We start from the raw sequence: 24,771 nt of genomic DNA, 5'->3' as shown, positions 1-24,771 counted from the left end.
GTAAGCGTACCGAAGACCACTATTTACGCAAGGAGGTGTCACTCATGGCTAAAAAAGTTATTAAAATGGTGAAACTGCAGATTCCTGCAGGGAAAGCGAATCCAGCGCCACCAGTAGGTCCGGCGTTAGGACAAGCGGGTGTCAACATCATGGCATTCTGTAAGGAATTCAATGCTCGTACAGCTGACCAGGCTGGTCTTATCATCCCGGTTGAAATTACAGTATTTGAAGACCGTTCATTTACCTTTATCACCAAAACTCCTCCGGCTGCTGTTTTGCTTCGCATCGCTGCGAAAGTAGAAAAAGGATCCGGCGAACCAAACAAGAAAAAAGTAGGTAAGCTAGGCCGCGCTGCAGTTCGTGAAATCGCTGAGCAAAAAATGCCCGATTTGAACGCTGCTAGTGTTGAAGCTGCTATGCTTATGATTGAAGGTACTGCTCGCAGTATGGGAATCACAATCGAAGACTAATATGTCTTCGAGGATCGGTCATTCGTGACCTTAATATGTGGGAGGAATTTCCGCTAACACCACAAAGGAGGAACATTTTCATGGCTAAACATGGTAAGAAATACCAAGAAGCTGCTAAGCTGATCAACAGCGAAGCAACTTACGAGCCTTCAGAAGCTGTAGAGCTTGTTAAAAAGGCAGCGACTGCGAAGTTTGACGAAACCGTTGAAGCAGCAGTTCGTTTGGGAGTAGATCCCCGTAAACAAGATCAAGCCGTTCGCGGAGTAGTAGTCTTGCCTCACGGCACAGGTAAAACTCAACGCGTGCTTGTATTTGCAAAAGGTGAAAAAGCGAAAGAGGCTGAAGCTGCTGGCGCGGATTTTGTAGGCGATCAAGATATGATCAATAAAATCCAACAAGGCTGGTTTGACTTTGATGTCTGCGTAGCTACACCTGATATGATGAGTGAAGTCGGTAAACTGGGTCGTCTGCTCGGTGGTAAAGGCCTTATGCCTAACCCTAAAGCTGGCACAGTTACATTCGATGTTACCAAGGCTGTTCAAGAAATTAAAGCCGGTAAAATTGAATACCGTCTCGACAAAGCAGGCCAAATTCACGCGCCAATCGGCAAAGTGTCTTTTAATGCTGATCAATTGAACGAGAACCTTAAATCTCTTATCGACGCTCTTAACCGTGCGAAACCGGCTGCTGCTAAAGGTGTATACCTTAAAGGCATTTCGATTTCTTCGACTATGGGACCAAGCGCTCGTGTAAACACAGCTAACTTCAGATAATTAATGCTTGACTCTATGAGTCATCTTTGATAATCTATAGCAGTTGTGAAGAAAATTAACGGTTGTCCTTCTTTAACTTGAATATGCTTACCGTAGACAGTAGGTGCCCTAAGGCTTAATTTCCTACCGAGGTGTTGTGATAGAAACAAGATGCTACTGGGTTCGCCCGTGCAACTAACGTTTATCAAGCCTTCGTGATTCTGCGGAGGCTTTTCTAATGCCTGCGTAGGAACAGCTGAGGTTCTTCGGAAATGATGCTGTCACATAAATTTTCAGGAGGTGTATACATTGGCAAATGAAAAAGTAATCCAAGCAAAACAGGACGCGGTAGACGTTGTTGCCGCTAAATTGCAAAACAGTATTACTACTGTTGTTGCTGACTATCGTGGATTGAACGTTTCTCAAGTGACTGAACTGCGTAAGCAGCTTCGTGAAGCTGGCGTTGAATTCCAAGTTCTGAAGAACACATTGCTTCGCCGCGCAACTGCTGCGGCTGAGTTGACTGAATTGGACGAAGTTTTGACAGGACCAACTGCGATCGCGTTCAGTACGACTGACGTAGTAGCTCCAGCTAAAATTTTGAATGATTTCGCCAAAAAGAACGACGCTTTGAAATTGAAAGGCGGAGTTGTAGAAGGTAAAGTTATCGGCGCGGACCAAATCAAAGCATTGGCAGAACTACCATCCCGCGATGGTTTGCTCTCCATGTTGCTTAGCGTTCTGCAAGCTCCAATGCGCAACTTCGCGCTTGCGGTTAAAGCAGTGGCTGAGAAAGAAGAACAAAGCGCGTAAGCCTTTGATCTTCGCAGTATAATCAACACCAAACACAAAAATTTTAATATAAAAAATGGAGGTTCAATCATGAGTAAAGAAGCAATCTTGGAAGCAATTAAAGGCATGAGCGTATTGGAACTGAACGACCTGGTAAAAGCAATCGAAGAAGAATTCGGCGTAACTGCAGCAGCTCCAGTAGCAGCTGGCGGCGCTGTAGCAGCAGTTGAAGAAGAGCAATCCGAGTTTGACGTAATTTTGACAGGCGCTGGCGCTTCCAAAATCAACGTTATCAAAATCGTTCGCGAAATCACAGGTCTTGGCTTGAAAGAAGCTAAAGACGTTGTAGACAACGCTCCTAAAGCAATCAAAGAAAAAGTAAGTAAAGAAGAAGCAGAAGCTACAAAAGCAAAATTAGAAGAAGCAGGCGCATCTGTAGAAGTGAAGTAATTCCTTCTCTTACGGCAAACCCCTTGAACTTGTTCAAGGGGTTTGTTTTTAATATAAATCATGGAAATGGAGGATTGGCATGTCGGAGCATTATTACTCACAACAACCGGGAGCTCGTCATGACAGACGAACCATTGATACAGTCCTTAGAGGAAAAAGTCTTCGCTTTACAAGTGATGCGGGTGTTTTCTCCAAAGGGGATATTGATTACGGCAGTCGGGTTCTAATAGAAGCAATGGATATACCTGAAGGTGCTGCGGTGCTGGATGTGGGTTGTGGATATGGGCCCATCGGAATTACAGCTGCCCACCTTATCCCAAAAGGGCATGTGACAATGATTGATATCAATAGTCGGGCAGTTGAACTGGCTAAAGAGAACGCTCTGAATAACGGAATCCGGAATGTTACTATAATGGAAAGCGACATGCTCGGCGCATTGGATGGACAGACATTCGATGTAATCCTAACGAATCCTCCGATACGGGCCGGGAAGGCTGTAGTCCATCAGATATTCGAGCAAAGCTATGATCATCTTAATGAAGGCGGAACTCTCTGGATTGTGATTCAGAAGAAACAAGGGGCTCCGTCAGCAGCGGCTAAGCTGGAGAGTTTGTTTGGAAGTGTGGAAGAAGTGGCGAAAGACAAAGGCTATCGAATTATTAAAGCGAAAAAATAAATAGGTAGGGGTCATTGACTTCTACTATTGATAGTGTTATTATTATAAAATGTCAGTATTAAGATAGGCTCCATTTCTTTAGTTTTCTGAAATGTCAAGTGGTATATTGTCGCCCGGTAAGCGCATGCCGTACGGCAAGTTTTTGCGGATTTTGTTCTCTAAGCTAACTGTTAAGGCGGATTTAGCCCTGACAATTTGAGAGCGGCAGCGCATAAACTGTTGCTTGGTGACGTATAATATGTACGTTTTGGGCAAATCTACTGGATATGGGGTATTTTGACCATGGATAAGTGCGCTCTTTATTCGAAGATTTCGATAAGGGCTTTTCTTTATTTATGGATGAATCTACTGCCTTGGTTCCATTATAATGGTCCAAACAGGGGTTCGCAATCAATTTTTAAGTGAGTAGACATGAGGGGTGAGTAAAGTTGGCAGGACATCTTGTTCAGTATGGTCGACGCACTCGGCGGAGCTATGCGAGAATTAACGAGGTACTCGAGGTCCCGAACCTGATCGAGATCCAACAAAAATCTTATGATTGGTTTTTGGAGGAAGGATTGCGGGAAATGTTTCAGGACATCTCGCCGATCCAGGATTTCACAGGTAATTTGGTACTAGAGTTCATTGATTACAGCCTGGGTGAACCGAAATATACGGTTGACGACGCGAAAGAGCGGGACGTTACGTATGCGGCGCCTCTACGGGTTAAAGTGCGGCTCATCAACAAGGAGACCGGAGAGGTCAAAGAGCAGGAAGTGTTCATGGGAGATTTCCCGCTGATGACGGAGACCGGCACTTTTATTATCAATGGTGCGGAACGGGTTATTGTCAGCCAGTTGGTTCGCTCTCCAAGCGTCTATTTCAGCACGAAAGTGGATAAGAACGGCAAAAAAACCTATACCGCCACAGTAATCCCGAATCGCGGAGCTTGGCTGGAGCTTGAGACCGACGCTAAGGACATCATGTATGTCCGTATTGACCGGACTCGTAAAATCCCGGTTACTGTATTGCTTCGTGCTCTTGGTTTCGGCAGTGATGCTGAAATTTTGGAACTGCTTGGTAATGATGAATATATTCGGAATACGCTGGATAAGGACAACACCGACTCCACGGAGAAGGCGCTTATCGAGATCTATGAGCGTCTACGTCCAGGCGAGCCTCCAACATTGGATAATGCCAAGAGCTTGCTAGTTGCGCGTTTCTTTGATCCAAAGCGTTATGATCTGGCCAATGTTGGTCGATACAAAATCAACAAAAAGCTTCACATCAAGAATCGTCTATTTAATCAGCGTTTGGCTCAACCTTTGGTTGATGAATCTACAGGGGAAATCCTTGCAGAAGCAGGACAAATGGTTGACCGTCGTTTGCTTGATGAACTGTTGCCTTATTTTGAGAAGCAAGTTGGCTTCAAAAACTATCGCGTAAGCGGAGTTCTTGACAGCGAAGACATTTCTCTTCAAACCATTGACGTTCATTCGCCAATCGAAGAAGGCCGTGTTCTTAAGCTGATTGCTAACGGCAATATCGATAAGTCAATTAAGCATATTACTCAGGCTGATATTATCTCCTCAATCAGCTACTTTATTAATTTGCTACATGGTGTTGGCAATACCGATGACATTGACCACTTGGGTAACCGTCGTCTGCGTTCCGTTGGCGAACTCTTGCAGAATCAGTTCCGTATCGGCTTGTCCCGTATGGAACGCGTAGTGCGTGAGAGAATGTCCATTCAGGATGCCAATGCGATTACACCGCAGGCACTGATCAACATTCGTCCAGTTATTGCGTCGATCAAAGAGTTCTTCGGTAGTTCCCAGCTGTCCCAGTTTATGGACCAGACGAATCCTCTTGCTGAACTGACGCATAAACGTCGTCTATCAGCACTCGGACCCGGCGGTTTGACTCGGGAACGCGCGGGCTTTGAAGTTCGCGACGTCCATCACAGTCACTACGGTCGTATGTGTCCTATCGAAACACCGGAAGGACCGAATATCGGTCTGATCAACTCTTTGTCTACTTTTGCCCGTATTAACGAATACGGATTTATTGAAGCGCCGTACCGTTGGGTAGATCCGAAGACAGGCAGAGTAACCGAGCAAATCGACTACTTGACTGCGGATGAAGAAGATAACTACGTAATTGCTCAGGCAAATGTTCAAATTGAGGAAAATGGTGCATTTAAAGAAGACATGGTTATCGTTCGTTACAACAAAGACTCAGATAACATTACAACGATGCCAAGTAATCGTGTCGACTACATGGACGTATCTCCGAAACAGGTTGTATCCGTTGCGACAGCGCTCATTCCGTTCCTTGAGAACGATGACTCTAACCGCGCACTGATGGGATCTAACATGCAGCGTCAGGCAGTTCCTTTGCTTATTCCAAAAGCGCCGCTTGTCGGCACAGGGATGGAGCATAAGTCTGCTAAAGACTCCGGTGTATGTATTGTTTCCAAATATGACGGTATTATCGAACGCTCATCGGCTAATGAAATTTGGTTACGCCGCGTAGAGGCTGTTGAAGGTAAAGAAGTCAAAGGCGATATCGTTAAATATAAATTACACAAATTTATGCGTTCTAACCAAGGTACCTGTATTAACCAGCGTCCTCTAGCAAAAAGAGGGGACATTGTTAAGAAAGGTGATATTCTGGCAGATGGTCCTTCCACGGAAATGGGCGAGTTAGCTCTTGGCCGCAACGTTGTCGTTGCGTTCATGACTTGGGAAGGTTACAACTACGAGGATGCAATCCTGCTAAGTGAGAAACTGGTCAAAGAAGATGTATATACTTCGATCCATATCGAGGAATACGAATCAGAAGCTCGTGACACTAAGCTGGGACCTGAAGAAATTACGCGTGATATTCCAAACGTAGGCGAAGAAGCACTGCGCAACCTAGACGAGCGCGGTATCATTCGTATCGGTGCAGAGATTAGTGCCGGCGACATTCTGGTGGGTAAAGTTACTCCGAAAGGCGTAACAGAGCTTACAGCAGAAGAACGTTTGCTGCATGCGATCTTTGGTGAGAAGGCGCGTGAAGTTCGTGATACATCCCTACGCGTTCCTCATGGTAGTGATGGTATCATCGTCGACGTTAAAGTATTTACACGTGAGAATGGTGATGAACTGCCTCCGGGCGTTAACCAATTGGTTCGTGTCTACATCGCACAGAAACGTAAGATTTCTGAAGGTGACAAAATGGCCGGACGTCATGGTAATAAAGGTGTCGTAGCACGTATTCTTCCAGAAGAAGATATGCCGTTCCTACCGGATGGCACACCTGTACAGGTTGTCCTCAACCCGTTGGGCGTACCTTCACGGATGAACATCGGTCAGGTGCTGGAAGTCCATATCGGGATGGCAGCATTGCGTCTTGGTATTCATGTGGCAACACCGGTATTTGATGGAGCTCGTGAGTATGACGTGTTTGACACCATGGAAGAAGCAGGCATGCAGCGTAATGGTAAGACCGTATTGTATGATGGCCGGACTGGTGAGCGTTTTGAACGTGAAGTTACGGTTGGCGTTATGCATATGATCAAGCTGGCGCACATGGTTGATGATAAGATTCACGCCCGTTCAACAGGACCTTACTCTCTCGTTACGCAGCAGCCGTTGGGTGGTAAAGCACAATTCGGTGGTCAGCGCTTCGGGGAAATGGAAGTGTGGGCACTTGAAGCATACGGTGCTGCCTATACCCTGCAAGAAATTCTTACCGTCAAGTCTGATGATGTGGTTGGTCGTGTGAAGACCTACGAATCTATCGTCAAAGGTGAGAATGTACCGGAACCGGGTGTTCCAGAATCGTTCAAAGTATTGATCAAGGAACTGCAGTCACTGGGTATGGATGTCAAAATCCTCAGCGGTGATGAGCAGGAGATTGAGATGAAAGAACTGGACGATGAGGACGAGACGTCAGGCGACAAGCTGAGCCTCAATTTAGAAGGCGCAGAAGTCGGAGCAGAATAAGTAAATACACGATATATAAATTGCATTTAAAAAGAACCGTGCGCCCTCTTTTGATCTTCGGATTAAGGGAGGGTTAAGCGGTACTAAATCAGGATTAGGTTAAGGAGGGTTGCTCCTTGTTGGACGTTAACAATTTTGAATTTATGAAAATCGGACTTGCATCTCCGGAGAAAATTCGTTCTTGGTCCCGCGGAGAAGTTAAGAAACCGGAAACCATTAACTATCGTACGTTGAAACCGGAAAAAGAAGGTCTTTTCTGCGAACGTATCTTCGGACCGCAAAAAGACTGGGAATGTCATTGTGGTAAATACAAACGCGTCCGTTATAAGGGCGTTGTATGTGATCGCTGTGGCGTTGAAGTAACGCGCGCTAAGGTACGCCGTGAGCGTATGGGTCATATTGAACTGGCAGCTCCTGTATCGCATATCTGGTACTTCAAAGGTATTCCGAGCCGTATGGGTCTGGCCCTTGATATGTCTCCAAGATCTCTTGAAGAGATCATTTACTTCGCATCTTATGTTGTAACTGATCCAGGTGAAACTCCTCTTGAGAAGAAACAACTGTTGTCTGAGAAGGAATATCGCAGCTACCGTGAGAAATACGGATACGGATTTCAAGCGGGTATGGGTGCAGAAGCCGTTAAAAAACTGCTTCAAGATATCGATATCGACAAAGAGTTGGAATTCCTCAAAGAAGAACTGCGTACGGCTCAAGGCCAACGTCGTAACCGGGCGATTAAACGTCTGGAAGTTATTGAAGCATTCCGCAATTCCGGCAACAAACCGGATTGGATGATCATGGATGTTCTTCCGGTTATTCCTCCGGAGCTTCGTCCGATGGTTCAATTGGATGGTGGCCGTTTTGCAACGTCTGACTTGAATGACCTGTACCGCCGTGTAATCAACCGGAACAACCGTCTGAAAAGACTGCTTGACCTCGGTGCTCCTGATATTATCGTGCAAAATGAAAAACGGATGTTGCAGGAAGCTGTCGATGCATTGATCGACAACGGTCGTCGCGGCCGCCCGGTAACGGGTCCTGGTAACCGTCCTTTGAAATCCCTCAGCCATATGCTGAAGGGTAAACAAGGACGTTTCCGTCAGAACTTGCTTGGTAAACGGGTGGATTACTCCGGTCGTTCTGTTATCGTAGTTGGACCTTACTTGAAAATGTACCAATGCGGTCTGCCTAAAAAAATGGCTCTAGAATTGTTCAAGCCGTTTGTCATGAAAGAGTTAGTTAACAAAGGACTGGCTCATAACATAAAGAGCGCTAAACGTAAAGTTGAGCGTGTAAGCCCTGAAGTATGGGATGTACTTGAAGAAGTTATTAGAGAGCATCCAGTACTGCTTAACCGCGCACCAACACTTCACCGTCTCGGTATTCAAGCCTTTGAACCGATTCTAGTAGAAGGTCATGCTATTCGTCTTCACCCGCTCGTATGTACGGCTTACAATGCCGACTTTGACGGTGACCAAATGGCGGTGCACGTACCTCTGTCAGCAGAAGCGCAAGCGGAAGCTCGTATCTTAATGCTGGCATCCGGTAACATCCTGAACCCTAAAGATGGTAAACCGGTTGTTACTCCTTCACAGGATATGGTTCTAGGTACTTTCTACTTAACCATGGACAACAAAGAGGAAAAAGGCACAGGAATGATTTTGCGTACCGTGAATGAAGCTGTTTCAGCTTACCAACGGGGTACAGCAGGTCTTCACGCCCGAGTAGCTATTCCTGTTAAGGCATTAGGTAAAACGTGCTTTACGGAACAGCAACAAGGCGCAATGATGATTACGACGGTCGGTAAGATTATCTTTAATGAGATCTACCCGAGCAGCTTCCCGTACATCAATGAAGCTACCAAAACAAACTTGCTACACGGCACACCTGAGAAATACTTTATCTATGAAAAAGGCGCAGATGTCCGTCAGTTGATTATGGATGCTCCAGAAGCCAGCGCTGTAGGTAAGGAATACTTAGGTCTGATTATTGCTCGCTGCTTCGAAACCTATCACACGACCAAAACATCTGTGATTTTGGATAAGATCAAACAGCTTGGCTTCACGTACTCCACACGTTCCGGTGTTACGGTTGCCGTATCGGACGTTATCGTGCCTGAGGAAAAAGCTCAAATCCTGAAAGAATCCGAAGCTAAGGTCGATGTGGTTGCTAACCAATATCGCCGCGGTCTGATTACCAATGAAGAGCGGTATGACCGTGTCATTGAGATTTGGTCCAAGACTAAGGATGATCTTACTACCGTACTTTTGAAATCGATGGATCGTTTCAATTCCATCATGCTCATGGTTGATTCCAAGGCACGGGGTAACAAATCGCAGATCACTCAGCTGGGTGGTATGCGGGGACTGATGGCAACACCATCAGGTCGGATTTTTGAACTTCCAATTAAAGCGAACTTCCGTGAAGGTCTTACGGTCTTAGAGTACTTTATCTCCACTCACGGAGCGCGTAAAGGTCTAGCCGATACAGCACTTCGTACCGCTGACTCCGGTTACTTGACACGTCGTCTCGTAGACGTAGCACAAGACGTTATCGTTCGTGAGGAAGATTGCGGAACGGATAAAGGCTTTATGGTTGCACGCATTCAAGATGGTAAAGAGATTATCGAGGATCTATATGACCGTATCGAAGGCCGTTATTGCTTCGAAACGATCCGCCACCCAGAAACGGGTGAGATCATCGTACATCGCAACGATCTTATTGACTCCGATAAATCGGAGGAAATTATCAATGCAGGCATCACCAAATTGCAAATTCGTTCAGTACTAAGCTGTCGTGCCCGTCATGGCGTATGTAAGAAGTGCTACGGACGAAACTTGGCTACTGGTAAACACGTTGAGATCGGTGAAGCGGTTGGTATTATCGCGGCACAATCTATCGGAGAACCAGGAACCCAGCTTACCATGCGTACGTTCCATACCGGTGGTGTTGCCGGAGACGATATTACCCAAGGTTTGCCGCGTATTCAAGAGTTGTTTGAAGCCCGGAATCCAAAAGGTCAGGCGACAATCAGTGAGGTTGACGGCGTAATCAAGGAAATCCGTGAAACGAAGGACCGTCGCGAAATCGAGGTTCAAGGTGAAGCAGAATCCAAGACTTACTCCATCACTTACGGCTCACGCCTGCGTGTTACCGTTGGACAGGAAATTGAAGCTGGTGATGAACTGACAGACGGTTCTATCGATCCTAAAGAAATGTTGCGTATTAAAGGTATCCGCGGGGTACAGAACTACATTCTGCAAGAAGTGCAGCGTGTATATCGTAACCAAGGCGTTGAAATCAATGATAAGCACATTGAAGTTATGATCAAGCAAATGCTGCGTAAAATCCGCATTATTGATGCCGGTGATACCACATTGCTGCCAGGTGCTTTTGCAGATATTCATGAATATGAATCTGCTAACAAAGAAGCAATTCTATCTGGTAAAGAGCCAGCAGTTGCAAAACCTGTATTGCTCGGTATCACCAAAGCATCACTTGAGACGGATTCCTTCCTGTCTGCCGCATCTTTCCAAGAGACTACACGTGTCTTAACAGATGCTGCGATCAAAGGAAAAGTGGATAAGTTGCTTGGACTGAAAGAAAATGTTATTATCGGTAAGTTGATTCCTGCTGGTACAGGTATGAATCGTTACCGTAATGTAAAACTAAGCAATGCCAACGAAGAAAGCTCGAAAGAGTCTTTAGAGACTGTTCCGGCTGAATAATGTAATAATCACATCAGAGCATTTCACGCTATGTCCCTTTTAGGGGCATAGTGTGGCTGCCTGTTATGAATATAATAAATCTTATCCTTAAATTCTTGACATCAGCGAATGTTGATGCTAAAATGTTTAAGGTGCGTGAGTAGCCATGTTATCCTTTTTCATTGGAGGAATTGATAATGACTGATGATAGAGGACTACAGGATGCTCAAGTCAAGATCGGGACCAAGCAAACCGTCAAAGCGGTTGAGTTGGGCCTAGCCGCAGAAGTCTATGTGGCAGAGGACGGAGATCAACGGCTTACTTCCAAGATTGTTATGCTTTGTAGTAAACAAGGCGTCAAAGTCACTTATGTGGATACGATGCTGAATTTAGGCAAAGCCTGCGGAATTGAAGTGGGCGCTGCTATGGCAGCCGTCTTAAAACAATAGCTCTAGAAACGTTTTTGTACCGGGGGTACACTTCGGATGCAAGGACTTTTCATTTGTCTTTTTATGAACCACCTGGGTCTGTGGACTTAATAATGAGGTTTATAACTAGATAATCATTTCAGGAAGGGGGTGGCAATAACATGCCAACTATTAATCAATTGGTTCGTAAAGGCCGTCAAGCCAAAATCGACAAATCTAAATCTCCCGCTCTTCAAAAAGGTTTCAACGCCCTTAAGCGTGAGAGTACAAATTTGAGCGCTCCGCAAAAACGCGGTGTGTGCACTCGTGTAGGTACTATGACTCCACGTAAACCAAACTCAGCGCTTCGTAAGTATGCTCGTGTTCGTTTGACTAACCGTCTCGAGGTAACAGCTTACATTCCGGGTATTGGACATAACCTTCAAGAGCACAGTGTTGTATTGATTCGTGGAGGTAAAGTAAAGGACCTTGCAGGGGTTCGTTACCATATCGTTCGCGGTGCACTTGATACAGCAGGCGTAGCTAACCGTATGCAATCACGTTCTAAATACGGTGCGAAACGTCCTAAGGCTAAGAAGTAGTAAGACAAATTCGAATAATAAACATATAAGAAAGGGGGATATCCATGCCACGCAAAGGTCCAGTTACTAAGAGAGACGTATTGCCAGATCCGTTGTATAATAGCAAGTTGGTTACTCGTTTGATCAACCGCATTATGCTGGGTGGTAAAAGAGGTGTCGCTCAAAGCATTCTGTACAATTCGTTCAAGTTAATTCAAGAACGTACGGGTAAAGATCCGATGGAAGTTTTCGAAGCTGCCATCAAGAATATCATGCCGGTTTTGGAAGTAAAAGCTCGCCGTGTCGGTGGAGCTAACTACCAGGTGCCGATTGAGGTTAAACCTGAAAGACGTACTGCTTTGGGATTACGTTGGCTTGTAAACTACTCACGCAACCGCGGAGAGAAGACTATGGAAGAGCGTTTGGCGGCTGAGATCATCGACGCTTCCAACAACACAGGCGCTTCCGTTAAGAAACGTGAAGACACGCACAAAATGGCTGAAGCGAACAAAGCGTTTGCTCACTACCGTTGGTAGGATTATAGTCGTTCAAATAACTTCTATTTTGAAAGGAGACCCATTTCATGGCAAGAGAGTTCTCCTTAAAAAATACACGTAATATCGGGATCATGGCTCATATTGATGCTGGTAAGACTACTACCACTGAGCGGATTCTTTTCTACACAGGCCGTACGCACAAAATCGGTGAAGTTCACGAGGGTGCAGCTACAATGGACTGGATGGAACAAGAACAGGAGCGCGGAATTACCATTACTTCCGCTGCTACGACCGCTGCTTGGAAGGGCTACCGCATCAATATCATTGATACCCCGGGACACGTTGACTTCACTGTTGAAGTTGAACGTTCCCTTCGTGTATTGGATGGAGCAGTAGGCGTATTCAGTGCGAAAGAAGGCGTTGAGCCTCAGTCTGAAACCGTATGGAGACAGGCTGACCGATATGGCGTTCCTCGTATCGCATATGTAAACAAAATGGACATCATTGGTGCAGACTTCCTTAACGTTGTACATGCTATGCGCGAACGTCTTATGGCGAATGCAGTAGCTATTCAACTTCCAATCGGAGCAGAAAATGATTTCGTTGGAATCATCGACTTGGTTGAAGAAAGAGCACATATCTTCAAGGATGATATGGGCCGCGACGTTGAAGAAACAGATATTCCAGCTGAGTATCTGGAACAAGTTGCTGAATTGCGTCTCGAGTTAATCGAGAAGGTAGCAGAACTTGACGAAGATCTTACGATGAAATATCTGGAAGGTGAAGAAATTACAGTTGCGGAAATCAAAGCAGCTCTGCGCAAAGGCGTAGTAGAAGTTAAGATTTTCCCTGTAATCGTTGGATCCTCCTACCGTAACAAAGGGGTTCAGCTTATGCTGGATGCTGTTATCGATTACTTGCCAGCTCCTATCGATGTACCAGCTATCACTGGTCACCTTGATGATGGAACTGAAACGATTCGTCATTCTTCGGATGAAGAGCCGTTCTCATCTTTGGCATTTAAAATCATGACAGACCCTTATGTAGGCAAACTTACGTTCTTCCGTGTATATTCAGGTGTCCTGGAATCCGGATCTTACGTATTGAATGCTACTAAGAACAAACGGGAACGTATTGGACGTATCCTGCAAATGCATGCGAACAGCCGCCAAGAGATTTCCATTGTGTACTCTGGTGACATCGCTGCAGCTGTAGGTTTGAAAGATACTAGTACTGGTGATACACTGTGTGATGAGAAGCATCCAGTAATTCTGGAGTCTATGAACTTCCCTGATCCGGTTATCGAAATCGCTGTTGAACCAAAAACCAAAGCTGACCAAGATAAATTGGGCGTTGCTCTCGGTAAGTTGACTGAAGAGGATCCAACTCTTCGTGCACATACTGATGAAGAAACTGGCCAAACGATCCTGGCAGGTATGGGTGAACTTCACCTTGAAATTATCATCGACCGTATGCGCCGTGAATTCAACGTTGAGACTAACGTTGGTAAACCACAGGTAGCATATCGTGAGACTTTCAAGGCACCAGCTCGCGTCGAAGGTAAATTCGTTCGCCAATCCGGCGGTCGCGGTCAGTATGGTCACGTATGGGTTGAGTTTGAACCTCTCGAGGCAGGTATTGGCAATACATTCGAAAGTAAAGTTGTCGGTGGCTCGGTTCCTAGAGAGTACATCGCTCCTGCACTTGCGGGTATTGAAGAAGCTATGAAAAATGGTGTTATCGCAGGCTTCCCGCTTGTTGATGTAAAAGCCACTATCGTAGATGGTTCTTATCATGATGTTGACTCCAACGAAATGGCATTTAAAATTGCCGGTTCGATGGCACTCAAAGCAGCTAAAGACAAGTGTAAGCCTGTCCTGCTTGAGCCAATCATGAAAGTGGAAGTAACTGTTCCTGAGGAATATATGGGCGATGTAATGGGTATGCTGAGTTCCCGTCGCGGAAGAATCGAAGGTATGGATTCCCGTGGTGGAGCGCAAATTATTCGGTCTAAGGTGCCTCTTTCCGAAATGTTCGGATACTCCACAACACTCCGTTCTGGTACACAAGGACGCGGCGTATTCTCGATGGAACTCTCTCACTATGAAGAAGTTCCTAAATCCATTGCGGATGAGATCGTTGCTAAGAACAAAGGCGGAGAATAATATTTGTTTTGATTTGCCGTCCGGGTATAACCACTCAGTCATCCTAGATTAAGCATACAACGGACGGCTCCAATATAAGGAACCCCACATTAAGGAGGAACTGTTCAAATGGCAAAAGTAAAGTTTGAACGTAACAAACCGCACGTTAACATCGGTACTATTGGTCACGTCGACCATGGTAAAACGACTCTGACTGCTGCAATCACAACTGTATTGTCCAAAAAATACGGTGGTGCTGCTGTAGCATTCGACCAAATCGACAAAGCTCCTGAAGAGCGCGAGCGCGGTATCACTATTTCTACAGCTCACGTTGAATATGAAACTCCTAACCGTCACTACGCACACGTAGACTGCCCTGGTCACGCCGACTATGTTAAAAACATGATCACTGGCGCAGCGCAAATGGACGGAGCGATCCTGGTTGTATCCGCAGCTGACGGCCCTATGCCGCAAACTCGCGAACACATCCTGTTGTCCCGCCAAGTAGGTGTTCCTTACATCGTTGTATTCTTGAACAAATGCGACATGGTTGAAGACGAAGAGCTTTTGGAATTGGTTGAAATGGAAGTACGCGATTTGCTGAGCGAGTATGATTTCCCAGGTGACGATACTCCAATCATCCGTGGATCTGCTCGTGAAGCTCTTCAAAACCCTGAAGGCGACTATGCAGCGAAAATCGTTGAAATGTTTGAAACGATTGACACTTACATTCCGCTTCCAGAACGTCAAACTGACAAACCTTTCTTGATGCCTGTCGAGGATGTATTCTCCATCACTGGCCGCGGTACTGTGGCAACTGGTCGCGTAGAACGCGGAACAGTTAAAGTCGGAGAAGAAATCGAAATCGTTGGTATTCATGAAGAAACTAAGAAATCTGTAGTTACGGGCGTTGAAATGTTCCGTAAATTGCTGGATTCCGCTCAAGCAGGCGACAACATCGGCGCATTGCTGCGTGGTGTTGACCGTACTATGATCGAGCGTGGTCAAGTATTGGCTAAACCGAACTCCGTTAAGCCACACACTGAATTCACTGCTCAAATCTACGTTTTGACTAAAGAAGAAGGCGGACGTCACAAACCATTTTTCACTGGTTACCGTCCACAGTTCTACTTCCGTACAACTGACGTAACTGGCATTATCAACTTGCCAGAAGGTACTGAAATGGTTATGCCTGGTGACAACATCACTGTAACTGTTTCCCTGATCTCCCCAATCGCTATTGAAGAAGGTACTAAATTCTCCATTCGCGAAGGTGGACGTACAGTTGGAGCGGGTTCAGTAGCATCCATCCAAAAATAATTTCAGTCTATCCTTAATGGGTAGATACTGAAACTTAAGGACAGAGGGTCTTCTCGCGAAGATCCTCTGTTTTTTTATATGGATAACACAAAAAGTCTGAGACTGGTATAATACCAGCTCAGACTTTTTAACGATTGACTACACTTCTTGAGCGTAAATGGGACTAGGTATTTTACACAGTACAACATGCAGACTAGCAGGAGTATCACCGCTGTTGCTATAGGCAAAGGCTTCTTCACCACCGATGTGGATTGTTTCTCCTTTCACAAGGGGAGTGTCTTCTCCATCTACGGTCATCGTTCCATTGCCTTCAAGACCTAGAATATAAACATCAGTTCCAGGGTGTTTGTGAGTAGGTAAGGTTTGACCGGGCATAAAGTTCAAGATAAATACTACACTCTCCCCTTTTTGAAACAATATTTTTTTTGTAAAGCGTTCCTCTTGATATTGTACAGCTTCTACTAGTTGTTTCTTTTCCATGATAAAGTTCCTCCTCGATTTTGGGTGTTCTAATTACATCTTTACACACATTAAACGGAAATGATTGTCCTCTAGCTGATTGATTATAGATGAGATCCCAAGAGACTCAAGCGCTGCAACAAGCGGTTCTGCCCGGTGAGGTAAATGAATTTCGATTACAGTGCCTTGCTTCGCTTCACTTACGAACTCCATGATCTCCTGCTTAGGATGTTCTCCTCGCAAGACGCTTTCACGCAAATCCAGAATGGCAACGTCACCTTTATAATTTACATCTAACACTTCATACCTCCTGTTCTTGTGAAAAGGAATTAGAGTCTGACTTCATACTCACAATGCTCATGCCCCGTGACATTACATTTTATTTCCTTTACAGAAACCTTCTTATTCAGAATCTTGCATAGTGCACCTTCCAGCATGGCGCCTTCTAGATCACAAATCATTTTTTCTTCTGAAAGGGGAAGCCCTATACAAAAACAATCCTCTACAGCAATATTTATTCTACGCTCATCTTGATATACGATACGTGGTATACCAATTTTCAACCGCTCAAATAATTGCAATAAATCATCGATGGACTCAACGGGCAAGTTCTCTCCAATCTTCCGGCCAATGGTTACGGTCGTTCCTTTACCACCTAATGGTAAACCCTGACTCATACCGATTAGCCTGATCGTACGGAATAACTCTAGTGGAACCGTATCGCCAAGTATCTTCCTGTTCATTTTTTTCATATCTTCAAAAGAATAAGATAGCATATGTTCATCCCTTTCTAACTACATCGTCTATATACGTATTGTGACATAGGGGGGAGACTATAACCTTGATATAGATCAAGTAATAATATATTTTGTGATGGCGATCACAAGGGGCAGGGACATTCGTTGATAAGGTTAGTATAAGTATCAGTTAGAAAGGGGGCGGTGGCATGGTTTGTTCCAGTTGCGCTTCAGCATCCTGTGTCCGTCGTGTGCCTGTATTTAATGGACTTTCCGATGTTGAAATCAATCAAATTGAAAGCCTTGTAGAATCAAGGCCTTATGATAAAGGGGCTTTTGTTTTTAGAGAAGGGGAGAGATCTGACTCACTTTTCGTATTGAATGAGGGTTTGATCAAGCTCACACAGAGCAGTCGTGACGGTAAGGAGCATATATTGAGGTTTCTTTTCCCGGGGGACTACTTTGGACAGTTCGCGTTACTCCAGAATAAACAAAACTATGTGAATGCAGAGATAATTGAGAGCAGTACGGTGTGTCTTATACATCGCAAGGACTTTATACCTTTGTTAGAAAAAAACACAACACTGGCATATAACTTTCTATTATCCATGAGTGAACAGCTACATCATGCTGAGGATTGGGCTGCAGCCCTTCATATGTTGGAGGTCGATAAACGTTTAGCTAAGATTCTACTGTACTTTCATTCTAAGGACATACTAAATAGTAAGGTGAACTTGCCGGCTTCCAAAAAAGAGATAGCAGCAATGATTGGGACAACCGCTGAAACGCTTAGCCGTAAGTTGAATCAATTCGAAGAGCTTAATCTCATTAAAGTTAGCAGAAGAGTTATCCACATCCTTGAGCTGGACGATCTGCAGCATTTAGCTGGTACAAATCGCAGTTAAGTTAACCGTTTCATTCTCTTTATGAATGAGGCGGTTTTTTTGTGGGCATATATCTAATTATTTATTTAAAAATTGAAGCATAGATATAAACACTAGATTCATTTATACCGATGATAACTATAATTATCTAGTATCCGTCAATATTCGACAAAAGAAGACATGCGATGCTGTGTAACATATCAGGAGAAAAGAGAGAGTGGTACTATGGGAAAATGTCCTTTTGCTTTTATGCATGCTTTAGTTCCACAGAAAAAAGATTTGAAATCTCCCGGCGCCCCTATTGTGGACGCTACCGGCCCCTCCTTCTCTACCGGTGCCTCTTTTCACGCTCTTGAGGGTCATGAGGAGTTGAATGAACAAATGAAGATGATTGCTCTTACTGAGGAAGACCTGAACCTGCTGCGAGGCATGAAGCCGGGGGTGGAACGCAACATTGAGTATATTATTGATCATTTTTACAACTCGGTGTTGGGTGTGGAGAAGCTGGAAGAGATCATCATTGAACACAGCAGTATAGACCGACTTAAAAAAACTCTGCGGGATCATATTATTGAGATTTTTGACGGTAAGGTAGATCAAGCATATATAGCAAAACGCCTAGTTATAGCAAGAATTCATAAAAAGGTAGGACTTGAACCGAAATGGTATTTGTCCGCTTTTCAGAATTTGCAGAATGTTTTTATTCAAGTTATTTATAATGAGACGAATAATGACATCGATCGGTTGAAAGTAGTCCAAACGGTAACAAAGCTTCTTAATCTGGAACAGCAGCTTGTTTTGGAAGCTTACGAGAAAGAAAACATACGTGAGAAGGAAGAACAGTACGAGATCGTAAAAAATGAGCTGAAACAGAAAATAGCTGAGTTTAGCGGTGAACTGGTTGATCTGAGCATCGATACTAATGCCGCTGTTGAGCAGCTGGTGGCGAGCAGTAATGAAGTGAATACATCTTTCCAACGTACCGCTTCCTCCGCTCTGGAGTCACAGGAGATGGCTAGAGATGGACGAGATCAGCTAAGTGATCTTAGCGGACAGATTAATCGTATTTTTGAGAGCACAAATGAGATGGAGCTTTCAATAGAAGAATTGAGCAGGTCTTCTAAACAAATTCAAAAAATAGTAAGTGCTGTACAAGAGATAGCAGACCAGACCAAAATTCTCTCTCTTAATGCTACTATTGAGGCTGCCAGAGCCGGAGAACATGGTAGAGGATTTACTGTGGTGGCCCAAGAGGTCAGTCGATTAGCAGAAGAAACTAAGAGCACTGTTATTCTAATCGGTGAATTAACAAATAAATCAGGTAAGCTGACTACACAGGTAGTAAATGAAATCCGAACGGTACAGGAACTTACTAAGAGCGGAAAATTTCAATCGGTGGAGACCAGCCGGTTATTCTCCGATATTGTGGAATCTATGAAGAGCAGTACTCAAGAAATTGTTACTGTGGAGGAGGAGATTAAACTACTGATTCATACTATAGAAGGAATAGGTTCAACAACAGCTCAAACAGCAGCTTCTGCCGAGTATTTTAAGACTGCAACGGCAAGTTTATAACCATATATTCATTGTAAAAAACAACGCGTGAAAAAAATCATGCGTTGTTTTAATTAGCTATTGCAATAGTGCCCAATATTATATATAATAATAAATGTTGTTCTGAGACGTTGCGATGATGTGAGAGGTTACTGACACACCCGGCCCCTTTGCCATGAGGTCGATGTCGGAAAATTTTCGCGGAGTATGTCCGATAATAAATTGGGCGATAGAAGGAGGGACTAAAATGGCAAAGCAAAAAATTCGTATTCGCTTGAAAGCATACGACCACAGAATTCTTGATCAATCCGCAGAGAAGATCGTTGAAACAGCAAAACGTTCGGGTGCTAGTGTATCTGGACCGATCCCGCTGCCAACTGAAAAACAAATCATTACTATTCTACGTGCGGTACACAAGTACAAGGATTCCCGTGAACAGTTTGAACAACGGACTCACAAACGTTTGATTGATATCGTGAATCCAACACCACAAACTGTGGATGCCTTGATGCGCTTGGATCTACCGTCCGGTGTAGATATCGAAATCAAATTGTAATTCATCTATTAAAGAACTAGGAAAAGAAAAGAGGTGTCAACATTGAAAGGTATCTTAGGAAAAAAACTCGGAATGACTCAAGTCTTTACTCCAGAAGGTAACGTAATCGCAGTTTCTGTTATCGAAGCTGGCCCTTGTGTCATTCTGCAAAAGAAAGACCTGAATATCGACGGATATGAAGCAGTGCAATTGGGCTTTTCTGATAAAAAAGAAAGTCGCTCCAACAAGCCTGAACAAGGTCACGCCAAAAAGGCAAATGCAACACCTAAGCGCTACGTTCGCGAAATTCGCGGTATTGACCTCGCGTCATTCGAGGTTGGACAAGTGCTGAAGGCTGATGTCTTCACTGAGGGCGAATTTGTTGACGTAACTGGTACATCTAAAGGTAAAGGTTTCCAAGGCGTTATCAAACGTTGGGGACAAAGCCGCGGACCAATGGCACACGGATCGCGTTACCACAGAAGACCGGGTTCCATGGGTTCCATTCAAGCTAACCGTGTACCGAAGGGCAAACGCCTTCCAGGACATATGGGTCACAGCACCGTAACGGTTCAAAAGCTTGAAATTATCAAGGTAGATGTAGAACGCAATGTATTGCTGGTTAAAGGCGCTATTCCAGGTCCTAAAAACAGCTTCGTGAAAGTTAAACAAACCGTTAAGAAATAGTCAAAGAAAGGAGGAACATGAAATGCCAAAAGTAACACTTTTTAATATGAGTGGAACCGAAGTAGGCGAAGTTGAACTGAGTGATACAGTATTCGGTATTGAACCGAATGTACACGTTTTGCATGAAGCAGCACTTATGCAAAGAGCTTCCCTTCGTCGCGGTACACATAAAGTAAAAGGACGTTCTGAAGTACGTGGCGGCGGACGTAAGCCTTGGAAACAAAAAGGTACAGGTCGTGCTCGTCAAGGCTCCATTCGTTCACCGCAATGGAAAGGCGGCGGCGTTGTCTTCGGACCAACACCACGCAGCTATTCCTGGAAATTGCCTAAGAAAGTTCGTCGTTTGGCCATCAAATCCGCATTGTCCTCAAAAGTTATTGCTAATGAGATCATCGTATTGGATAGCTTGACTATGAATGCTCCGAAGACGAAAGAATTCGCGGCAATCTTGAACAACTTGAAAGTTGATCGCAAAGCGTTGATCGTAGCTGTTGGTTATGATGATAACGTAGCACTATCCGCACGTAACATCCCTGGGGTGAAATTCGTAGCGGCTGACGGCATTAATGTTCTTGACGTACTGACGTACGACAAACTGATCATCACCAAGGAAGCAGTTCTGAAGGTAGAGGAGGTGTTCGCGTAATGAAAGATCCTCGTGATATTATCAAACGTCCGGTGATTACGGAACGCACATCCGAATACATGAGCGAAATGAAATACGCTTTTGAAGTGGATATTCGTGCTAACAAAACCGAAATCAAAAAAGCTGTTGAGGCTATCTTTAAAGTTAAAGTTACCAATGTGAACACAATGCGTGTACCTGGCAAATTGAAACGTTATGGTAAATATTCCGGTTATACTCCGGAGTGGAAAAAAGCCATCGTTAAACTTAGCCCAGACAGTAAGCCGCTTGAATTTTTTGAAGCGGTAGAATAAAACTCTGTGAAGTAAGGAGGGAATACAGTGCCAATCAAAAAGTACAAACCGACATCTCCGGCCAGACGTAACATGTCCGTGTCTACGTTTGAAGAAATCACCACAAACCAGCCTGAGAAATCGTTGCTATCACCGCTGTTCAAACATGCGGGACGTAACAACCAAGGTAAAATTACGGTTCGTCACCACGGCGGCGGACACAAACGTAAATACCGTATTATCGATTTCAAGCGGACTAAAGACGGCATACCAGGTAGCGTTGCTACGATTGAGTATGACCCGAACCGCACATCCAATATTGCTTTGATCCACTATGCTGATGGAGAGAAACGTTACATCCTCGCTCCTAAAGGCCTTAAAGTTGGGGATAAGATTGAGTCCGGTCCTGCGGCCGACATCAAAATTGGTAACAGTCTTCCACTGGCTAACATCCCAGTTGGTACAGTTATCCACAACATTGAGTTGAAACCAGGCAAAGGCGGACAACTTGTTCGTGCTGCTGGTACAGAAGCTCAATTGCTTGGTAAAGAAGAAAAATACGTTTCCGTTCGTTTGACATCCGGTGAGGTTCGCAGAATCTTGAGCGTATGTCGTGCAACTATCGGTTCCGTAGGTAACGAAGACCACGAATTGATCAAGATTGGTAAAGCTGGACGTAATCGCTGGCTTGGCAATCGTCCTCAAGTACGCGGCGTAGTTATGAACCCGAACGATCACCCACACGGTGGTGGTGAAGGACGCGCTCCAATCGGTCGTAAATCACCAATGTCTCCTTGGGGCAAACCAACCCTTGGCTACAAAACACGTAAGAAAAACAAAGCTTCTGATAAATACATCGTTCGTCGTCGCACGAAATAAGACGCTTCTAGCAAGTAGTAATAGCCCGAAGCGTCGATTCGCGGCTTGAACAGTTGATGAAGGGAGGATACACACATGGGTCGCAGTTTAAAAAAGGGACCATTTATCGATGGTTACCTGCTGAAAAAGGTTGAAGAACTGAACGAGGCTGAGAAAAAGGTTGTTGTGAAAACCTGGTCACGTCGATCAACTATTTTCCCTCAGTTTATCGGACATACGTTTGGTGTATATGATGGCCGCAAACACGTGCCTGTATACGTAACGGAAGATATGGTGGGTCACAAGTTGGGCGAGTTCGCTCCAACGCGTACTTACAAAGGCCACGCGGGTGACGATAAGAAAACAAGAAGATAATTAAAAGGTCTTCGTTTGAGAGGAGGGAAAACAATGGAAGCAAAAGCACATGCAAGATCGGTGCGGATTTCCGCTCGTAAAGCGAAACTGGTTATTGACTTGATTCGCGGAAAGCAAGTGGGGGAAGCAATTGCAATTCTTCGCCACACTCCGAAATCCGCTTCGCCGGTTGTTGAGAAATTGCTTAATTCGGCGATTGCGAATGCTGAGCATAACTATTCTCTGGACGTGAACAGCTTGTTCGTTAGCGAAGTTTTCGTTAACCAAGGTCCAACAATGAAACGTTTCCGTCCACGCGCGATGGGTCGTGCGAGTCGGATCAATAAACGTACTAGCCACATTACATTAGTGGTATCTGAGAAATAAGGAGGGATAACACGTGGGTCAAAAGGTAAATCCAGTCGGACTCCGAATCGGGATTATTCGCGATTGGGAATCTAAATGGTATGCAGGCAAAGATTTCGGTACTCTTTTAATGGAAGACGTCAGAATCCGGGAATACCTTAAAGGTAAGTTGAAGGATTCCTCTGTTTCCCACATTGAAATTGAAAGAGCGGCAAGCCGCGTGAATGTTACTATTCACACAGCGAAACCTGGTATGGTTATTGGTAAAGGCGGAGCAGAAGTAGAAGTACTTCGCAGCGCAGTTACTGCAATCGCTGGCGGCAAAAAAGTTCACATCAACATCAATGAAATCAAACACCCTGAGCTTGATGCAATTCTTGTTGCTGAAAGCATTGCACAACAATTGGAGCGTCGTGTATCGTTCCGTCGTGCTTTGAAACAAGCGATTCAAAGAACTATGCGTTCAGGTGCAAAGGGAATTAAAACTCAAGTAGGCGGACGTCTTGGCGGCGCTGAGATTGCTCGTTCAGAAGGTTATAGCGAAGGAACAGTTCCACTTCATACGCTTCGTGCCGATATCGACTACGGAACGGCTGAAGCACATACAACTTTCGGCCTTATCGGCGTAAAGGTATGGATCTACCGTGGAGAAGTTCTTCCCCCAGCTAAGAAACACGCTGCTCAGGAAGGAGGCAACTAATCATGTTGGTACCAAAACGCGTTAAACACCGCAAGCAACAACGCGGTCACATGAAGGGTATGGCAAAAGGCGGTACAGAACTAAACTTCGGCGAATTCGGCCTGCAAGCTTTAGAGCCTTCTTGGATCACTAACCGTCAGATCGAAGCTGCCCGTATAGCAATGACTCGTTACATCAAACGTGGCGGTCAAGTATGGATTAAGATTTTCCCTGATAAGCCAATTACTCAAAAGCCTCTTGAGGTTCGTATGGGTAGTGGTAAAGGTAACGTTGAGAAATGGGTTGCTGTAGTTAAACCGGGTAAGATTATGTTCGAACTCGGAGGCGTGTCGGAAGAAATCGCTCGTGAAGCGATGCGTCTTGCCGCTCACAAGCTCCCAATCAAGACTAAGTTTGTGAAACGTGAAGAATTGGGTGGTGAAGCAAATGAAAGCTAATGAACTTCGCAACTTAACCACTGCTGAGATTGAACAAAAGATCGCTGGATTCAAAGAAGAACTTTTCAATCTCCGTTTTCAATTGGCAACAGGCCAACTGGATAACCCTACTCGGATTCGTGATGTGCGTAAGGAAATAGCTCGTGCTAAAACCGTTATCCATCAAAGAGTACTTGGGATTAGTTAAGTGAGACGGATTTAATTATCCGTATTCAGGAAGGAGGCTAACAATGACCGAAGAACGGAATGCACGTAAAGTGCTGGTTGGTAAAGTAGTCAGCGACAAGATGGATAAAACCGTTGTAATTGCTGTTGAAACCTATAAAAAGCATAACCTGTACCACAAACGCATCAAGTCTACGAAGAAATTCAAAGCACATGATGAAGAGAACGTGGCTAAAATTGGTGATGTCGTTAAAGTCATGGAAACTCGTCCATTGTCTAAAGACAAACGCTGGAGACTGGTTGAAGTGATTGAAAAAGCGATCATCCTTTAAGATGATCAGTAACCCTTT

The 24,771-nt window shown here is 44.7% G+C and carries 28 protein-coding genes and 1 other annotated feature; of the genes, 25 read left to right on the top strand and 3 right to left on the bottom strand.

All coding sequences use genetic code 11. The annotated features are described in order from the left end of the window. The first annotated feature begins 44 nt into the window (after positions 1–44). From rplK to tuf, 12 genes are all read left to right on the top strand, one after another. The gene (gene rplK, locus J2T20_RS21240) at positions 45–470 is read left to right on the top strand and encodes a 50S ribosomal protein L11 (RefSeq protein ID WP_036652881.1); all 426 of its coding nucleotides are present in this window, start codon (positions 45–47) and stop codon (positions 468–470) included. An 80-nt stretch (positions 471–550) separates the two neighbouring features. After that, a complete protein-coding gene (gene rplA / locus J2T20_RS21235) occupies positions 551–1,243 on the top strand; it encodes a 50S ribosomal protein L1 (protein WP_307591301.1) in 693 nt (230 codons plus the stop codon). A 72-nt stretch (positions 1,244–1,315) separates the two neighbouring features. Further along, positions 1,316–1,468, top strand: a sequence feature (ribosomal protein L10 leader region). Positions 1,469–1,531: 63 nt separating this feature from the next. Beyond that, the gene (gene rplJ / locus J2T20_RS21230; protein ID WP_307591300.1) at positions 1,532–2,035 is read left to right on the top strand and encodes a 50S ribosomal protein L10; all 504 of its coding nucleotides are present in this window, start codon (positions 1,532–1,534) and stop codon (positions 2,033–2,035) included. Between the two features lie 69 nt (positions 2,036–2,104). After that, a complete protein-coding gene (rplL, locus tag J2T20_RS21225) occupies positions 2,105–2,464 on the top strand; it encodes a 50S ribosomal protein L7/L12 (RefSeq protein WP_036652889.1) in 360 nt (119 codons plus the stop codon). A 79-nt stretch (positions 2,465–2,543) separates the two neighbouring features. After that, a complete protein-coding gene (locus J2T20_RS21220) occupies positions 2,544–3,140 on the top strand; it encodes a class I SAM-dependent methyltransferase (RefSeq protein WP_307591299.1) in 597 nt (198 codons plus the stop codon). A 428-nt stretch (positions 3,141–3,568) separates the two neighbouring features. Then, the gene (gene rpoB / locus J2T20_RS21215) at positions 3,569–7,111 is read left to right on the top strand and encodes a DNA-directed RNA polymerase subunit beta (RefSeq protein WP_307591298.1); all 3,543 of its coding nucleotides are present in this window, start codon (positions 3,569–3,571) and stop codon (positions 7,109–7,111) included. Between the two features lie 116 nt (positions 7,112–7,227). Further along, entirely contained in the window at positions 7,228–10,839 is a 3,612-nt protein-coding gene (rpoC, locus tag J2T20_RS21210) for a DNA-directed RNA polymerase subunit beta' (RefSeq protein ID WP_307591297.1), read from the top strand. Positions 10,840–11,015: 176 nt separating this feature from the next. Further along, positions 11,016–11,267, top strand: a complete 252-nt coding sequence (locus J2T20_RS21205) for a ribosomal L7Ae/L30e/S12e/Gadd45 family protein (RefSeq protein WP_307591296.1) — start codon at positions 11,016–11,018, stop codon at positions 11,265–11,267. 140 nt (positions 11,268–11,407) lie between these two features. Continuing rightward, positions 11,408–11,827: a 30S ribosomal protein S12 gene (gene rpsL / locus J2T20_RS21200; protein ID WP_307591295.1), complete on the top strand. Its 420-nt coding sequence runs from the start codon at positions 11,408–11,410 to the stop codon at positions 11,825–11,827. Between the two features lie 44 nt (positions 11,828–11,871). Continuing rightward, positions 11,872–12,342: a 30S ribosomal protein S7 gene (gene rpsG / locus J2T20_RS21195; protein ID WP_036652908.1), complete on the top strand. Its 471-nt coding sequence runs from the start codon at positions 11,872–11,874 to the stop codon at positions 12,340–12,342. A 47-nt stretch (positions 12,343–12,389) separates the two neighbouring features. Continuing rightward, the gene (fusA, locus tag J2T20_RS21190) at positions 12,390–14,468 is read left to right on the top strand and encodes an elongation factor G (protein WP_307591294.1); all 2,079 of its coding nucleotides are present in this window, start codon (positions 12,390–12,392) and stop codon (positions 14,466–14,468) included. Between the two features lie 108 nt (positions 14,469–14,576). Beyond that, positions 14,577–15,767 carry an elongation factor Tu gene (gene tuf, locus J2T20_RS21185; protein WP_307591293.1) on the top strand — a complete coding sequence of 397 codons (1,191 nt, stop codon included), beginning with the start codon at positions 14,577–14,579 and terminating at the stop codon, positions 15,765–15,767. Positions 15,768–15,905: 138 nt separating this feature from the next. On the opposite strand, the gene J2T20_RS21180 is transcribed toward tuf, so the two are convergent. The 3 genes from J2T20_RS21180 to J2T20_RS21170 are packed head-to-tail and all read right to left on the bottom strand — an operon-like array spanning position 15,906 to position 17,002. Further along, positions 15,906–16,247: a cupin domain-containing protein gene (locus tag J2T20_RS21180; protein ID WP_307591292.1), complete on the bottom strand. Its 342-nt coding sequence runs from the start codon at positions 16,245–16,247 to the stop codon at positions 15,906–15,908. A 33-nt stretch (positions 16,248–16,280) separates the two neighbouring features. Further along, on the bottom strand, positions 16,281–16,526 hold the full coding sequence (locus tag J2T20_RS21175) for an amino acid decarboxylase (protein WP_307591291.1): 246 nt from the start codon (positions 16,524–16,526) through the stop codon (positions 16,281–16,283). A gap of 29 nt (positions 16,527–16,555) precedes the next feature. Beyond that, entirely contained in the window at positions 16,556–17,002 is a 447-nt protein-coding gene (locus tag J2T20_RS21170) for a V4R domain-containing protein (RefSeq protein ID WP_307591290.1), read from the bottom strand. A 170-nt stretch (positions 17,003–17,172) separates the two neighbouring features. On the opposite strand from J2T20_RS21170, the gene J2T20_RS21165 reads away from it, so the two are divergent. From J2T20_RS21165 to rpsQ, 13 genes are all read left to right on the top strand, one after another. After that, positions 17,173–17,868, top strand: coding sequence for a Crp/Fnr family transcriptional regulator (locus J2T20_RS21165; protein WP_307591289.1), 696 nt, complete (start codon positions 17,173–17,175; stop codon positions 17,866–17,868). Between the two features lie 204 nt (positions 17,869–18,072). Further along, a complete protein-coding gene (locus J2T20_RS21160; RefSeq protein ID WP_307591288.1) occupies positions 18,073–19,422 on the top strand; it encodes a globin-coupled sensor protein in 1,350 nt (449 codons plus the stop codon). Between the two features lie 226 nt (positions 19,423–19,648). Next, complete coding sequence (gene rpsJ / locus J2T20_RS21155; protein ID WP_036652923.1) at positions 19,649–19,957, top strand: 30S ribosomal protein S10; 309 nt, start codon at positions 19,649–19,651, stop codon at positions 19,955–19,957. Positions 19,958–19,999: 42 nt separating this feature from the next. Next, entirely contained in the window at positions 20,000–20,623 is a 624-nt protein-coding gene (rplC, locus tag J2T20_RS21150) for a 50S ribosomal protein L3 (protein ID WP_307591287.1), read from the top strand. A 22-nt stretch (positions 20,624–20,645) separates the two neighbouring features. Then, positions 20,646–21,269 carry a 50S ribosomal protein L4 gene (rplD, locus tag J2T20_RS21145; RefSeq protein WP_307591286.1) on the top strand — a complete coding sequence of 208 codons (624 nt, stop codon included), beginning with the start codon at positions 20,646–20,648 and terminating at the stop codon, positions 21,267–21,269. Continuing rightward, on the top strand, positions 21,269–21,562 hold the full coding sequence (gene rplW, locus J2T20_RS21140; protein WP_036652931.1) for a 50S ribosomal protein L23: 294 nt from the start codon (positions 21,269–21,271) through the stop codon (positions 21,560–21,562). The genes rplD and rplW overlap by 1 nt, the downstream gene beginning before the upstream one ends. A gap of 27 nt (positions 21,563–21,589) precedes the next feature. Beyond that, a complete protein-coding gene (rplB, locus tag J2T20_RS21135; RefSeq protein ID WP_307591285.1) occupies positions 21,590–22,420 on the top strand; it encodes a 50S ribosomal protein L2 in 831 nt (276 codons plus the stop codon). Positions 22,421–22,495: 75 nt separating this feature from the next. Next, a complete protein-coding gene (gene rpsS, locus J2T20_RS21130) occupies positions 22,496–22,774 on the top strand; it encodes a 30S ribosomal protein S19 (RefSeq protein ID WP_036652940.1) in 279 nt (92 codons plus the stop codon). A 33-nt stretch (positions 22,775–22,807) separates the two neighbouring features. Next, complete coding sequence (gene rplV / locus J2T20_RS21125; RefSeq protein ID WP_036652942.1) at positions 22,808–23,140, top strand: 50S ribosomal protein L22; 333 nt, start codon at positions 22,808–22,810, stop codon at positions 23,138–23,140. A gap of 13 nt (positions 23,141–23,153) precedes the next feature. Further along, positions 23,154–23,819, top strand: coding sequence for a 30S ribosomal protein S3 (gene rpsC / locus J2T20_RS21120; protein ID WP_307591284.1), 666 nt, complete (start codon positions 23,154–23,156; stop codon positions 23,817–23,819). Positions 23,820–23,821: 2 nt separating this feature from the next. Continuing rightward, positions 23,822–24,256 carry a 50S ribosomal protein L16 gene (gene rplP, locus J2T20_RS21115; RefSeq protein ID WP_036652954.1) on the top strand — a complete coding sequence of 145 codons (435 nt, stop codon included), beginning with the start codon at positions 23,822–23,824 and terminating at the stop codon, positions 24,254–24,256. Then, complete coding sequence (gene rpmC, locus J2T20_RS21110) at positions 24,246–24,443, top strand: 50S ribosomal protein L29 (RefSeq protein ID WP_019908232.1); 198 nt, start codon at positions 24,246–24,248, stop codon at positions 24,441–24,443. The genes rplP and rpmC overlap by 11 nt, the downstream gene beginning before the upstream one ends. A gap of 43 nt (positions 24,444–24,486) precedes the next feature. After that, complete coding sequence (gene rpsQ, locus J2T20_RS21105; RefSeq protein ID WP_036652956.1) at positions 24,487–24,753, top strand: 30S ribosomal protein S17; 267 nt, start codon at positions 24,487–24,489, stop codon at positions 24,751–24,753. Positions 24,754–24,771: the final 18 nt, after the last annotated feature.

Origin of the sequence: Paenibacillus wynnii, assembly GCF_030812855.1 — a bacterium.
In the GTDB taxonomy this organism is placed as follows: Bacteria; Bacillota; Bacilli; order Paenibacillales; family Paenibacillaceae; genus Paenibacillus_AQ; species Paenibacillus_AQ wynnii_A.
This window is presented reverse-complemented; position numbering and strand designations above follow the sequence as displayed.

Excerpts from the sequence above, each read along its gene's own strand:
- rplK (WP_036652881.1), top strand. The coding sequence starts at position 45 with ATGGCTAAAAAAGTTATTAAAATGGTGAAACTGCAGATTCCTGCAGGG.
- rplA (WP_307591301.1), top strand. The coding sequence starts at position 551 with ATGGCTAAACATGGTAAGAAATACCAAGAAGCTGCTAAGCTGATCAAC.
- rplL (WP_036652889.1), top strand. The coding sequence starts at position 2,105 with ATGAGTAAAGAAGCAATCTTGGAAGCAATTAAAGGCATGAGCGTATTG.
- J2T20_RS21220 (WP_307591299.1), top strand. The coding sequence starts at position 2,544 with ATGTCGGAGCATTATTACTCACAACAACCGGGAGCTCGTCATGACAGA.
- J2T20_RS21205 (WP_307591296.1), top strand. The coding sequence starts at position 11,016 with ATGACTGATGATAGAGGACTACAGGATGCTCAAGTCAAGATCGGGACC.
- rpsL (WP_307591295.1), top strand. The coding sequence starts at position 11,408 with ATGCCAACTATTAATCAATTGGTTCGTAAAGGCCGTCAAGCCAAAATC.
- rpsG (WP_036652908.1), top strand. The coding sequence starts at position 11,872 with ATGCCACGCAAAGGTCCAGTTACTAAGAGAGACGTATTGCCAGATCCG.
- fusA (WP_307591294.1), top strand. The coding sequence starts at position 12,390 with ATGGCAAGAGAGTTCTCCTTAAAAAATACACGTAATATCGGGATCATG.
- tuf (WP_307591293.1), top strand. The coding sequence starts at position 14,577 with ATGGCAAAAGTAAAGTTTGAACGTAACAAACCGCACGTTAACATCGGT.
- J2T20_RS21180 (WP_307591292.1), bottom strand. The coding sequence starts at position 16,247 with ATGGAAAAGAAACAACTAGTAGAAGCTGTACAATATCAAGAGGAACGC.
- J2T20_RS21170 (WP_307591290.1), bottom strand. The coding sequence starts at position 17,002 with ATGCTATCTTATTCTTTTGAAGATATGAAAAAAATGAACAGGAAGATA.
- J2T20_RS21165 (WP_307591289.1), top strand. The coding sequence starts at position 17,173 with ATGGTTTGTTCCAGTTGCGCTTCAGCATCCTGTGTCCGTCGTGTGCCT.
- J2T20_RS21160 (WP_307591288.1), top strand. The coding sequence starts at position 18,073 with ATGGGAAAATGTCCTTTTGCTTTTATGCATGCTTTAGTTCCACAGAAA.
- rpsJ (WP_036652923.1), top strand. The coding sequence starts at position 19,649 with ATGGCAAAGCAAAAAATTCGTATTCGCTTGAAAGCATACGACCACAGA.
- rplD (WP_307591286.1), top strand. The coding sequence starts at position 20,646 with ATGCCAAAAGTAACACTTTTTAATATGAGTGGAACCGAAGTAGGCGAA.
- rplW (WP_036652931.1), top strand. The coding sequence starts at position 21,269 with ATGAAAGATCCTCGTGATATTATCAAACGTCCGGTGATTACGGAACGC.
- rpsS (WP_036652940.1), top strand. The coding sequence starts at position 22,496 with ATGGGTCGCAGTTTAAAAAAGGGACCATTTATCGATGGTTACCTGCTG.
- rplV (WP_036652942.1), top strand. The coding sequence starts at position 22,808 with ATGGAAGCAAAAGCACATGCAAGATCGGTGCGGATTTCCGCTCGTAAA.
- rplP (WP_036652954.1), top strand. The coding sequence starts at position 23,822 with ATGTTGGTACCAAAACGCGTTAAACACCGCAAGCAACAACGCGGTCAC.
- rpmC (WP_019908232.1), top strand. The coding sequence starts at position 24,246 with ATGAAAGCTAATGAACTTCGCAACTTAACCACTGCTGAGATTGAACAA.
- rpsQ (WP_036652956.1), top strand. The coding sequence starts at position 24,487 with ATGACCGAAGAACGGAATGCACGTAAAGTGCTGGTTGGTAAAGTAGTC.